The organism is Enterobacter sp. BNK-14 (assembly GCF_047456095.1).
Lineage (GTDB): Bacteria > Pseudomonadota > Gammaproteobacteria > Enterobacterales > Enterobacteriaceae > Enterobacter > Enterobacter kobei.
This window is the reverse complement of sequence record NZ_CP179897.1, coordinates 1,561,040-1,573,350: the sequence shown is the minus strand read 5'-3', so window position 1 is coordinate 1,573,350 and position 12,311 is coordinate 1,561,040. Positions and strand designations below refer to the sequence as shown.

Annotated in this window: 9 protein-coding genes; 7 read left to right on the top strand and 2 right to left on the bottom strand. The window is 58.9% G+C overall.

Annotated elements, in window-relative coordinates:
* Positions 1–278: 278 nt before the first annotated feature.
* Positions 279–1,607, bottom strand: a complete 1,329-nt coding sequence (locus tag ACMGGM_RS07525) for an IS4 family transposase (protein ID WP_414149161.1) — start codon at positions 1,605–1,607, stop codon at positions 279–281.
* 111 nt (positions 1,608–1,718) lie between these two features.
* Complete coding sequence (locus tag ACMGGM_RS07520; RefSeq protein WP_008502123.1) at positions 1,719–2,549, bottom strand: MurR/RpiR family transcriptional regulator; 831 nt, start codon at positions 2,547–2,549, stop codon at positions 1,719–1,721.
* A gap of 278 nt (positions 2,550–2,827) precedes the next feature.
* Here ACMGGM_RS07520 and ACMGGM_RS07515 point away from each other — a divergent pair, with 278 nt between their 5' ends.
* From ACMGGM_RS07515 to ACMGGM_RS07485, 7 genes are all read left to right on the top strand, one after another.
* On the top strand, positions 2,828–4,333 hold the full coding sequence (locus ACMGGM_RS07515) for a CoA-acylating methylmalonate-semialdehyde dehydrogenase (RefSeq protein WP_045268334.1): 1,506 nt from the start codon (positions 2,828–2,830) through the stop codon (positions 4,331–4,333).
* Between the two features lie 11 nt (positions 4,334–4,344).
* Positions 4,345–6,270 carry a 3D-(3,5/4)-trihydroxycyclohexane-1,2-dione acylhydrolase (decyclizing) gene (iolD, locus tag ACMGGM_RS07510; RefSeq protein ID WP_250365876.1) on the top strand — a complete coding sequence of 642 codons (1,926 nt, stop codon included), beginning with the start codon at positions 4,345–4,347 and terminating at the stop codon, positions 6,268–6,270.
* A gap of 298 nt (positions 6,271–6,568) precedes the next feature.
* Positions 6,569–7,555 carry an inositol 2-dehydrogenase gene (iolG, locus tag ACMGGM_RS07505; protein ID WP_023294280.1) on the top strand — a complete coding sequence of 329 codons (987 nt, stop codon included), beginning with the start codon at positions 6,569–6,571 and terminating at the stop codon, positions 7,553–7,555.
* A 31-nt stretch (positions 7,556–7,586) separates the two neighbouring features.
* Positions 7,587–8,516, top strand: a complete 930-nt coding sequence (locus ACMGGM_RS07500; protein ID WP_008502118.1) for a sugar ABC transporter substrate-binding protein — start codon at positions 7,587–7,589, stop codon at positions 8,514–8,516.
* 54 nt (positions 8,517–8,570) lie between these two features.
* Positions 8,571–10,118 carry a sugar ABC transporter ATP-binding protein gene (locus tag ACMGGM_RS07495; RefSeq protein WP_014884793.1) on the top strand — a complete coding sequence of 516 codons (1,548 nt, stop codon included), beginning with the start codon at positions 8,571–8,573 and terminating at the stop codon, positions 10,116–10,118.
* 11 nt (positions 10,119–10,129) lie between these two features.
* Complete coding sequence (locus ACMGGM_RS07490) at positions 10,130–11,158, top strand: ABC transporter permease (protein ID WP_014884792.1); 1,029 nt, start codon at positions 10,130–10,132, stop codon at positions 11,156–11,158.
* Positions 11,159–11,166: 8 nt separating this feature from the next.
* Positions 11,167–12,300, top strand: coding sequence for a Gfo/Idh/MocA family protein (locus ACMGGM_RS07485; RefSeq protein WP_014884791.1), 1,134 nt, complete (start codon positions 11,167–11,169; stop codon positions 12,298–12,300).
* The last annotated feature ends 11 nt before the right edge of the window (positions 12,301–12,311 follow it).

Sequence of the window (12,311 nt, the reverse complement as noted above, 5' to 3'; positions counted from 1 at the left end):
GTGCATAAATTTGTGTAACATAATGATTTTTATCTTTAATTTTAGATTCAGTTCATGTTTTGCGAGAGACTTCTCAGCATTAGCCTGAGCTTAATAAACGTCGATGAGCAGAAAAAATAAAAAAAATCTCCGCATGGTATAGATTGTGGTATCGAGAAAGATCGGCTTTATAAGTAACTGTTATTTCGATTAATTTTAATTTAATTGATAATTGAGCGAGAATAATCTCCCTCTGAATTAACACCCAAACCCTCTGCCTATGCAGTAATGCCAGTCAGTTAAGAAACTGACTGGCTCTTTTTCGGGGCTGTGGGGTATCTCCAGGGCCTTTCCTTTACCATTCTCGGGAAGGCCCTTTCCCTTCTTGTCGGTAATTTTACCCGTTGCCCCATGCTTTCAAGATCATGCATCAGCTCCGGGATACGCCCCGGTGAAGCGCCCTGAAGAGTCATTAACATTCGCATTACCATTCCGCATGACTCTGTGAAGCTCAGCTGATTCGGCCAGTATCCTTTCAGATGGCCCGCCATTTTAATCATCTGATATCTCACCAGATTATACACCAGTAACACGCCACATAACTCCTGCTCCACAAGCTCCGGCTTTTTGCTTCTCAGCGTCAGTCTGCTCAGCTGCATCGTCTGTTTTATCTCCCTGTATCCCAGTTCGATTTCCCAGCGATGGCTGTACAGATCTGCCATTTCTCCGCCGGGATAACGCATGGCATCCGTCATCGACGTCAGCAGATGACAGACTTTCCCTTTGCGCGTCACGGTCAGCAGGCGGGCTGTCATCTCATTTCCCAGACCCGGCCATTTTTTTCGCGCCTGAGGGCTGGTTTTCAGCTTCACCAGATGGTCACCTTTACCCAGTTTTCTCACCTCTTCATACTGCGCTCCCTTTCTGAGCGGTATCATCCAGTGACGGTGCTCTCCCGCCTGGCTCCAGGCATTTAACAGCCCCAGTGAGTAATAACCTTTATCCATTAACGTCAGGGTGTTATCGCCGGTCTGCTCTATAAGCTGCTCAGCGAGCTCGTTTTCACTGTTTTTCATCGTACCGAAGGCTGTCGCTGTCAGCAGATGGCTGGTCAGCTCCATCTGACAGACCATTTTGACCTGCGGGTAGAGCGCCGGGTTTCCGCCATGTGTCTGCCGGGGGAAAGCGTTATCATTTTCTGGCGTGTCCGGTGTTCGCCAGAACACACCATCGATGGCCAGCAGAGTCAGGCCGCACCAGTGCGGATGCGGCGTGGCCTCATGCCAGAGCTGCGCTGTTTGCGTGAACACACGGCGGACGGCTTCGCTTCCCAGTCGCTGGCGGGCCTGGATCACGGCGCTGGGCGCCACGAACGGACGATTACCGGGTAACATGATATCCAGCCGGTTAACGATCTGATGAAGCGGCTCCTTGCGCTCAAGAGCCATACCGACAATGCACCTGACCATCATTTCCAGCGGCAGACGACGCCTGCGCAGGGTGACGGTGCCGGATTCTTCAAGGCAGCGGGAAATCAGTTCCGGGTCAAGATAGTCGCCAAGAGAAGTCAGAGGGTTACGCAGAGAATCGTAACGGGATACCAGATCAAGAGCCTGTCCAATGTGCATAAAAAAATCCGGAAACGGTGAGCATTTCCGGATTCTTACACAGCCACTGGCTCGGTCAACCGATCTTTAACTGATCGGCATTACTGCCTATGCAGGGGGTTTTTTATTGCCTTATTTCCCTTCACCCAACCTATACGCCAGCGCCACCACCAGCGACTGCACCAGGCACAGCGTTGCTGACTGGGACCGAAACGCGTCCACCTGTGCCTCTTTCACTACAAAGCAAAGATCGCTGAACGTCGCGAGCGGGCTGATCTGGCTGTCCGTAATCACAATCTGCCGCGCCCCGACGCTGGCGGCGGTTTCGCTGACCATCACCGTCTCTTCCGCATACGGCGAGAAGCTGATCGACACCACAATGTCGCGCGCCTTAATGCGGCTGATCTGCTCGCGCAGCATGCCACCCATACCGTCGAGCAGAATAGGGCGGCACTCCAGGTGGCTCAGGGCATAGGTGAGGTAGGCCGCGACGCTAAAGGAGCGGCGCAGTCCGGCGATGTAGATGGTGTCGGCGTCGGCCAGCAGCTGTACCGCGCGCTCCAGCATTTCCGGTTCGGCGCGGGCGGCCAGCTGCTGTAGCGCCTGGGCGTTTGAACGGGCGAACTCCTGCAGGATGTCGAGCGGGGTTTCGGGCACGGCCTCGCTCTCCATTTCGCGGAACAGCCGGGCACGGTCGCTGTAGCTGGCGGTCTCCTCCACCAGGTTCATGCGAAACAGCTGTTTCATTTCGTTGAAGCCGGTGAAGTCAAAGGCGTTGGCGAAGCGGATCAGCGTCGAGGGCGGCACGTCGGCGCGCTCGGCAATCACGGCAACCGTATCAAAGGCCACGCTGTTCGTATTATCCAGCACATAGCGGGAGACCTGCTGCAGCCTCTTGCTCAGGCTATCGTAGCGATCGCGGATTTGCTGCTGCAGTTCGTTCAGGCTGGTTGCTGTCGTCATGTTATCCCCCAAATACAGTCCTGTGATTCTAAACGCAAAACCGCGTCTTTTAAATGTCGGCCATCCATCTGGCAGCAAAAATGAAACAGAAGCTTCAGTCATTCCCACGCCCGAAATGCCTTAATAGCGCACGCTGCGTCAGTATTGTTGGCTGTTAACATAAAAATCCATCCTTGATCACAATAATCATCATTTATTTTATTTCAACTTAAAATGGAATATTTGTTTCATATATAGTGTTCAGGTAACAGTCACGTATCAACAGCGAGAGGTTAAGGATGGAGACGGTAGCGAATTTTATTCACGGCGAATGTGTCACCGGTTCAGGCCAGCGCGTTCAGGCGATCTTCAACCCGGCCACCGGCAAGCAGATCCGCCAGGTGGTGATGAGTACGGCACAGGAAACGGAGCAGGCAATTGCCGCCGCGCAGCAGGCGTTTCCTGCGTGGGCACGTCATGCTCCGCTTAAGCGCGCGCGCGTGATGTTCCGCTTCAAGGCGCTGCTGGAAGAGAACATGGATCGCCTGGCCCGTCTCATCAGCGAAGAGCACGGCAAGGTCTTCTCCGACGCGGTGGGCGAACTCACCCGTGGTCTGGAAGTGGTGGAATTTGCCTGCGGTATCCCTCATCTGCAAAAAGGTGAGCACTCAGCCAACGTCGGCACCGGCGTTGACAGCCACTCGCTGATGCAGCCGCTCGGGGTCTGCGTTGGGATCACGCCGTTTAACTTCCCGGCGATGGTGCCGATGTGGATGTTCCCGATTGCGCTGGCGACCGGAAACACCTTCGTGCTGAAACCGTCAGAAAAAGATCCCTCCCTGGCGCTCGCGCTGGCGCAGCTGCTGAAAGATGCTGGCCTGCCGGACGGCGTGTTCAACGTGGTGCAGGGTGACAAAGAGTCCGTTGACGTGCTCCTGACCGACCCGCGCGTGCAGGCGGTGAGCTTTGTCGGCTCGACGCCGATTGCCGAATACATTTACCAGACCGCGTCCGCCCACGGAAAGCGCTGTCAGGCACTGGGTGGCGCGAAAAACCACTGTATTCTCATGCCGGATGCCGACATGGAGATGGCCGCCAACGCCATTATGGGCGCAGGCTTCGGTGCGGCGGGGGAGCGCTGCATGGCGCTCTCGGTGGTGCTGGCGGTGGGGGATAAAACTGCCGATGACCTCTGCGCCCGGCTGGAAAAACAGATTGCCGCCCTGCGCGTCGGGCCGGGTCTGGACCAGACGCCGGAAAACGAAATGGGGCCGCTCATCTCCTCGGCGCACCGTAGCAAGGTGCTGGGCTATATCGACAGCGGGGAAGCGCAGGGCGCGACACTTCGCGTGGACGGTCGCAGCTTCAGCGTGCAGGGGCACGAGCAGGGCTATTTCGTCGGGCCGACGCTGTTTGATAACGTCACCCCGGAGATGACCATCTATAAAGAAGAGATTTTTGGCCCGGTGCTTTCTGTGGTGCGCGTAGCAGATTACGCCAGCGCGGTGGACCTGATTAACCGCCATGAATATGGTAATGGTTCGGCAATCTTCACCCGTGACGGCGGCTGCGCGCGTCGCTTCTGCGAAGAGGTGCAGGCGGGCATGGTCGGGGTCAATGTGCCGATCCCGGTGCCGATGGCATTCCACAGTTTCGGTGGCTGGAAGCGCTCTATCTTTGGTGCGCTCAACGTCCACGGCAACGACGGCGTGCGTTTCTACACCCGAATGAAAACCATCACCGCACGCTGGCCGGAAATGCAGCAGGAGACAGGCGCTGCGTTCTCCATGCCAACGCTGGGCTGACAGGAGGCGTTATGCAAACCGAACGTATGACTATGGCCCAGGCGCTGGTCCGGTTCCTTAATCAACAATACGTCAGCGTGGATGGCGACGAAATGCCCTTCGTGGAGGGCGTGGCGACTATTTTCGGGCACGGTAACGTGCTCGGCATCGGCCAGGCGCTGGAACAAGATCCGGGCCATTTGCAGGTTATGCAGGGCTGCAACGAGCAGGGCATTGCCCATATGGCGACGGGATTCGCCAAACAGCACCGCCGTCAGCGCATTTTCGCCGTCACCTCCTCCGTCGGGCCGGGCGCCGCCAATATGGTGACCGCGGCGGCAACCGCTACGGCGAACCGCATTCCGCTGTTATTGCTGCCGGGCGATATCTACGCCAGCCGCCAGCCTGACCCGGTGCTGCAGCAGATCGAGCAGTATCAGGATCTCAGCATCAGCACCAACGACTGCTTTCGTCCGGTCTCTCGCTACTGGGACCGTATCAACCGTCCCGAGCAGCTGATGAGCGCCATGCTAAGCGCGATGCGAACGCTTACTGACCCCGCCAATACCGGGGCGGTGACCCTCTGCCTGCCGCAGGACGTGCAGGGGGAAGCCTGGGATTATCCCCTGAGCTTCTTCGCGCGCCGCGTGCACCACATCGAACGTCGTCCGCCTGACCCGCAGCGTCTGGCGCAGGCGCGGGCGCTGATCGCCCGCAAGCGTCGTCCGCTGGTGGTGTGCGGCGGCGGCGTGCGCTATTCCGGCGCGCATGAGGCGTTTCGCGAATTTGTCGAGACGCTGCAGCTGCCGTTTGCCGAAACCCAGGCCGGGAAGGGGGCGCTGGTAAGTGACCACCCACTTAACCTGGGTGGCGTTGGGGTGACGGGGGGACTGGCGGCCAACCAGCTCGCGCCCCAGGCGGATTTAGTGATTGGCATCGGCACGCGTCTTACTGACTTTACCACCGGCTCCAAGGCGCTCTTTTCCCATCCGGACGTCGAATTTCTGCTGCTGAACGTGGCGGAGTTTGACGCCCTGAAGCTGGACGCCACCGCACTGATCGCTGATGCTCAAACCGGACTTCAGGCCTTAACCCACGCGCTCAGGGATTATCGCAGCGGCTGGGGAGACGCGATCGCCGAGGCGAAATCCGCGTGGCGCGACGAGTGCCGTCGCCTGTGGGATCGCCAGTGGCATCCTGCTGATGCGCCCGAAGTGGCAGGGCACCTGGATAGCCAGTTGGTGGAATATGGCGAAACGCTCAACACTCGCCTGACCCAGACGCGGGTGCTGGGGCTGATCAACCAGCATATTGAAGATAGCGCCATCGTGGTGGGGGCGGCCGGATCGCTGCCGGGCGATTTACAGCGGCTCTGGCAGGTGAAAACGCCGGACAGCTATCACCTGGAATACGGATACTCCTGCATGGGCTACGAGATTGCGGCGGCCATCGGTGCGAAGCTCGCCAGACCCGACCAGCCGGTGTACGCCATGGTGGGGGATGGCTCGTACATGATGCTGCACTCCGAGTTGCAAACCGCGGTGCAGGAGGGGATTAAGGTCACCGTTCTGCTGTTTGATAACGCCAGCTTTGGCTGCATTAACAACCTCCAGATGGGGCACGGCATGGGGAGCTTTGGTACCGAAAACCGCCATCGCAACCCGGAAACCGGACGGCTGGACGGGCCGCTGGTGAAGGTCGATTTTGCCCAAAACGCGGAAAGTTACGGCTGCCGCGCGTGGAGGGTAAACGATGAGCAAAGCCTGCTGGTGGCGCTGGAGGCGTCACGCGCGCATCCGGGCCCGACGCTGCTGGACATCAAGGTGCTGCCGAAGACCATGACCCATGACTACGCCTCGTGGTGGCGAACCGGCGACGCGCAGGTGGCGGCGTCTTCTGCCGTGCGTGAAGCCGCTCTGCAAACGCAGGCGAAGGTGAAAAAAGCCCGCCAGTATTAAATTTTTCCGCCGTAACGAAATTTTCATTTCATTTTCCCCTCACCCTAACCCTCTCCCCAAAGGGGAGAGGGGATGGTGTGGTGCACTCTTCTCCCTCGCCCCTTTGGGGAGAGGGCAGGGGTGAGGGGTTAGCAGCACCTTCTCCTATGTTGTGAGATTGATAACAAAATTTATCTCATTCATCTCAAAAGTGTTAACCCGCACTCAAAAACATAATTTTCACTATTTATAAAAATGAAATAAATGTTTTATTTATAGGGTCGTTAGTTCACAGCATTCACCAACACCGGGAGCCGTTATGTTTAACATTGCTTTACTGGGCGCTGGCCGAATTGGCCAGGTACATGCAGCTAACATCGCCAGCCACGGCGCGACCACGCTCTGGTCCGTGGTTGACCCGAATCAAGAATTTGCCACCCGTCTCGCCACGCAGTATCAGGCCCGTCAGCAGAGCCTGGATGAAGCGATGACCGACCCTAACGTTCACGCCGTGCTGATTGCCTCCGCGACCGACACCCACGCCGATCTGATTGAAATGGCCGCCCGCCATGGCAAAGCCATCTTTTGCGAAAAGCCGGTACACCTCGACCTTGCCCGCGTGCGCGACTGCCTGAAAGTGGTCAAAGAGTACGATGTGCCGCTGTTTATCGGCTTTAACCGCCGCTTTGACCCGCAGTTCCGCCGGGTGAAAACCGACGCCCAGGCCGGGCGCATCGGCAAGCCGGAATCGCTGCTGATTATCTCCCGCGACCCGTCTCCGCCGCCTGCAGAGTACGTGCGCGTCTCCGGCGGCATGTTCCGCGATATGACCATTCACGACTTTGATATGGCGCGCTTCATCATGGGCGAAGAGCCGGTGTCGGTCTATGCCCAGGGCAGTAACCTGGTCGATCCGGCGATTGGCGAGGCGGGGGATATCGACACCGCATTTATCGTTCTGAAATATGCCTCCGGCGCGATGGCGACCATTGTCAACAGCCGCCGCTCATCTTACGGATACGACCAGCGCCTGGAGCTGCACGGCTCCGAAGGGCTGCTGTGCGCGGGCAATATTCTGGAAAACCAGGTGCAGCACTACGGCAAACAGGGCTGCACCAGCGCGCTGCCGGAACACTTCTTCCTGCAGCGCTACAAATCCGCTTACGCCGCGGAATGGGAACACTTTGTTGCGGTCCTGCGCGGCGAAGCGGTGCCTGACTGCAGCGGTGATGATGGTGAACGTGCGCTGTACCTCGCGGATAAAGCGCTGGAGTCGCTGCGTAGCCAGCGCGAGATCGTCCTCTAAACACAACCACCCTACACAGAGAGACATAATAATGAAAAAACTGATCGTAGCCGCCCTCATCGCCATGACGTCCGGGGCTGCCCTCGCCGAAAACGAGCAAATTGTTTTCAGTACGCCAAACCTGGCCATGCCGTTTGAAGTACACATGCAGCGCACGGCGGTGAAAGCCGCAAAAGAGATGGGCGTGAAGCTTCAGGTGCTGGACGGGCAGGGCAGTTCACCGAAACAGGTGGCTGACCTGGAAAATGCCATCACCCGTGGGGCGCAGGGCTTTATCGTCTCCCCGAATGACGTAAACGCTGTCTCCAGCGCGGTAGATGAAATTCAGGATGCGAAGCTGCCGGTGGTGACCCTTGACCGCTCCGTCGACAGCCAGAAAAAAGTGCCGCACTTCGGGGCTAACAACTACAAAGGCGGCCAGGCGATTGGCGACTTCGTGAAAACCAAATTCCCCGACGGGGCGGAGATTATTCTGCTGACCGGTCAGCCGGGCTCCTCCTCCAATATTGAACGCACCAAAGGGATCCGCGACAGCCTGAAGGCGGGTGGGGATAAGTACAAGATCGTCGCCGATCAGACCGGAAACTGGATGCGTTCGGAAGGGATGCGCATCGTGGAAAGCGTTCTGCCTTCTCTGCCGAAGCGCCCGCAGGTGATCCTCTCCGCTAACGACGATATGGCGCTGGGCGCGATTGAAGCGCTGCAGAGCCAGGGCGTGAAGCCGGGCGAAATTCTGGTCACCGGTTTTGATGCGGTACCGGAAGCGCTGGCCCGCGTGCGCGACGGCTGGCTGGCGGTAACGGCGGATCAGCGTCCGGGCTTTGCGGTGCAGACGGCGATGAGCCAGTTGGTGGCCAACGTGCGCGAGAAGAAAGCCATCACCGGGGCCGACTACCCGCCGACGCTGATCACCAAAGAGAATCTGCAGCAGGCTGAACGTATCGGTGAGGCCGGTAACTGACGTATCCGCAGCCGCCGCGCGAGCGGCGGCGCACTCTAAAGGAGGAGCAGACCGATGTCGCAACCCTTACTGAAAGTGACCGACCTGGCCAAAAGTTTTTCCGGCGTCTGGGCGCTGAGCAGCGCTCAGCTGACCGTCGGCGCGGGGGAGATCCATGCCCTGCTGGGGGAAAACGGAGCGGGAAAATCCACGCTGCTGAAGGCGCTCGCGGGCGCGCAGCCGCAAACCCGGGGGGATATCTGGTTTAACGGCGAAATGCTGCCGGTGGATGATTCCCCCGTTGAGCGGCAAAACAAGGGCATTATCACCATCTATCAGGAATTTAACCTGCTGCCCAATATGACCGTCGCGGAAAACATGTTTCTCGGGCGCGAACCGCGCAAACGTAATCTGATCGTCGACGAAAAAGCGGTTAACCAGGAGGCGCAGGTCATTCTCGATTACCTGCAGCTGAACGTTGCGCCAACCACGCCGGTGGCCCGCCTGAGCGTCGCCCAGCAGCAGATGGTGGAGATTGCCCGGGCGCTGACCCTCAACGCCAGGCTGATTATCATGGATGAACCTTCTGCCGCGCTGAGCGACAGCGAGGTGGAAAGCCTGCACCGCGTGGTGCGTGAGCTGAAAAACCGCGGGGTGAGCATTATTTACGTTACCCACCGTCTGCATGAAGTTTTCCAGCTCTGCGACCGCTTCACCGTTTTCCAGGACGGCCGTTTCACCGGTACCGGTGCGGTGGCGGAAACCAACGTTGAGCAGCTGATCCGCCTGATGGTCGGGCGCGACGTGGCCTTTAATCGTCGTCCGGCCAGCGAAACGCATCATGAAGACAAACCCGTCCGCCTGGCGGTGAAGGGGCTGAGCCGCGAGAAGCCGCCGCTCGATCCCCACGGCATTGCCCTGCACGACATCAGCTTCCACGTCCACGCCGGGGAAGTGTTAGGGATTGCTGGCCTGGTGGGCGCGGGGCGTACCGAAGTGGCGCGCTGTCTGTTCGGCGCAGATGCCTTTACCTCCGGCAGCTTTGAGCTGGACGGCGTGCCGTACCAGCCGCGCGACCCGCTCTACGCCCTCGATCAGGGCGTGGCGCTGGTACCGGAAGACCGTAAAAAAGAGGGGGCGGTGCTGGGGCTGTCGATTCGCGACAACCTGTCGCTCTCCTGCCTCTCCTCGCTGCTGCAGTGGCGCTGGTTCGTGAATACCCGCAAAGAGGACGATCTGATTGAGTCCTACCGCCAGGCGCTGCAGATCAAAATGGTTAACAGCGCGCAGGAGGTGCGCAAGCTCTCCGGCGGTAACCAGCAAAAGGTGATCCTCGCGCGCTGCATGGCGCTCAATCCTCGCGTGCTGATTGTCGATGAGCCGACGCGCGGTATCGACGTGGGCACCAAATCGGAAGTGCACCAGGTGCTGTTTGAGATGGCGAAAAAGGGCGTGGCGGTGATCGTGATCTCCTCCGATCTGCCTGAAGTGATGGCGGTATCTGACCGGATCATCACCCTCAGTGAAGGGCGGGTGACCGGCGAGATCCACGGTGACGACGCTAACGAAGAACGGCTGATGACGATGATGGCCATCAACCACAACGCCCTGAACGCGGCATAACGGAGTTTCTCATGACGCAGATGATTTCTAAAACGCAGGCCCCGGTCAAACGCGCCGGACGCATCGATCCCATCGCCTTCTTCGAGCGATTCGGGGTGCTGATTTTCATGATCCTGCTGCTGATCTTCTTCCAGTCGCAGAACAGCAACTTTTTCTCTGAACGCAATATTTTCAACATTTTAACCGAAGTCTCCATCTACGGGATCATGGCCGTGGGGATGACTTTCGTCATCCTGACCGCCGGGATCGACCTTTCCGTCGGCTCCATTCTGGCGGTGTGCGCCATGACTGCGGCGTACGTGATCAAGGGCGACAACTTCACCACCGTCGACCCGAACGCCTGGGGTGGCATGAGCTGGCTGATTGGGCTGGGGATTTGTCTGGCGATGGGCACGGCAATTGGCTTCCTGCATGGTCTGGGCGTCACGCGCCTGCGCCTGCCGCCGTTTATTGTCACCCTCGGCGGGATGACCATCTGGCGTGGCCTGACGCTGGTGATTAACGACGGCGCGCCGATTGCCGGTTTCGACCCGGGTTACCGCTGGTGGGGGCGCGGGGAATTGCTCGGCATCTCCATTCCTATCTGGATATTCGCCCTCGTCGCCCTGGGGGGGTATCTGGCGCTGCATAAAACCCGCTGGGGCCGTTTCGTCTACGCCATTGGCGGAAACCCTGAGGCGGCACGCCTGGCGGGGGTGAACGTCAAGCGCGTGCTGGTCAGCGTCTACGTGCTGATTGGCTGTCTGGCGGGGCTGGCGGGCTTCATTCTGAGCGCGCGTCTGGGAAGCGCCGAGGCGGTAGCCGGTATCTCCTTTGAGCTGCGCGTCATCGCCTCGGTGGTGATCGGCGGTACCTCGCTGATGGGCGGTTACGGGCGTATTGGCGGCACCATTATCGGCTCCATCATCATGGGCATTCTGATTAACGGCCTGGTGCTGATGAACGTCTCAGCCTACTACCAGCAAATTATCACCGGATTAATTATCGTTCTGGCGGTGGCGTTTGACACCTACGCCAAGAGCCGTCGCGGCGCACTGTGAGGATCATGATGAAAGAGGTTCGTATTGGATTGATTGGCACCGGGTATATCGGCAAGGCGCACGCCATCGCCTATGCCCAGGCCCCGACGGTGTTCAACCTGCGTGGCAGGCTGGTGCGCGAGATGGTGGCGGAAGTTACGCCGGAACTGGCGGCAGCGCGGGCGCAGGCGTTTGGCTTCAACCGCTCCACCGGGGACTGGCGGGCGCTGGTGGCCGACCCGGCCATTGACGTGGTGGATATTTGCTCTCCCAACCATCTGCATAAAGAGATGGCGCTGGAGGCGATCCGTCACGGCAAACACGTTTACTCCGAAAAGCCGCTGGCGCTCAACGCCCATGACGCGCGTGAAATGGTCGACGCCGCAAAGCGGGCAGGGGTGAAAACGCTGGTGGGGTTCAACTACATGAAAAACCCGACCGCGCAGCTGGCGAAGGAGATTATTGCGCGCGGCGAGATTGGCGAGGTGATCCACTTCTACGGCACTCACAACGAAGATTATATGGCCGACCCGCTCTCGCCCATTCACTGGCACTGCTTCAAAGAGACCGCAGGCCTGGGGGCGCTGGGTGACCTCGCGGCGCATATCGTCAATATGGCCCAGTACCTGGTGGGAGATATCGAGCAGGTCTGCGGCGACCTGAAGATCGTGGTCCCGGCACGTCCGGCGAAGGCGGGTTCGGCAGAAATGATTGCCGTCGAAAACGAGGATCAGGCCCACGCGATGGTGCGTTTTGCGGGCGGGGCGCAGGGCGTCATTGAAACCTCTCGCGTCGCCTGCGGCCGCAAGATGGGGCTGTCGTATGTCATCACCGGGACGAAAGGTGCCATCAGTTTCACTCAGGAGCGCATGGCCGAGCTGAAGCTCTATCTGCATGACGACCCGGTGAACCGTCAGGGATTCCGCACGCTGCTCGTCGGCCCGGCTCACCCGGACTACGGTGCGTTCTGCATGGGGGCAGGCCATGGGATTGGCTTTAACGATCAAAAAACGGTGGAGGTGCGTGACCTGGTGGACGGGATTGCCGCCGACGCGCCGATGTGGCCGGACTTCGAAGAGGGCTGGAAGGTGTCTCGCGTGCTGGACGCGATAGCACTCTCACACCTGGAAGGCCGCTGGCTGAACGTGAACGACATTGTCTGAAGAGGGTTCAA

Excerpts from the sequence above, each read along its gene's own strand:
- iolD (WP_250365876.1), top strand. The coding sequence starts at position 4,345 with ATGCAAACCGAACGTATGACTATGGCCCAGGCGCTGGTCCGGTTCCTT.
- ACMGGM_RS07500 (WP_008502118.1), top strand. The coding sequence starts at position 7,587 with ATGAAAAAACTGATCGTAGCCGCCCTCATCGCCATGACGTCCGGGGCT.
- iolG (WP_023294280.1), top strand. The coding sequence starts at position 6,569 with ATGTTTAACATTGCTTTACTGGGCGCTGGCCGAATTGGCCAGGTACAT.
- ACMGGM_RS07515 (WP_045268334.1), top strand. The coding sequence starts at position 2,828 with ATGGAGACGGTAGCGAATTTTATTCACGGCGAATGTGTCACCGGTTCA.
- ACMGGM_RS07495 (WP_014884793.1), top strand. The coding sequence starts at position 8,571 with ATGTCGCAACCCTTACTGAAAGTGACCGACCTGGCCAAAAGTTTTTCC.
- ACMGGM_RS07520 (WP_008502123.1), bottom strand. The coding sequence starts at position 2,549 with ATGACGACAGCAACCAGCCTGAACGAACTGCAGCAGCAAATCCGCGAT.
- ACMGGM_RS07525 (WP_414149161.1), bottom strand. The coding sequence starts at position 1,607 with ATGCACATTGGACAGGCTCTTGATCTGGTATCCCGTTACGATTCTCTG.
- ACMGGM_RS07490 (WP_014884792.1), top strand. The coding sequence starts at position 10,130 with ATGACGCAGATGATTTCTAAAACGCAGGCCCCGGTCAAACGCGCCGGA.
- ACMGGM_RS07485 (WP_014884791.1), top strand. The coding sequence starts at position 11,167 with ATGAAAGAGGTTCGTATTGGATTGATTGGCACCGGGTATATCGGCAAG.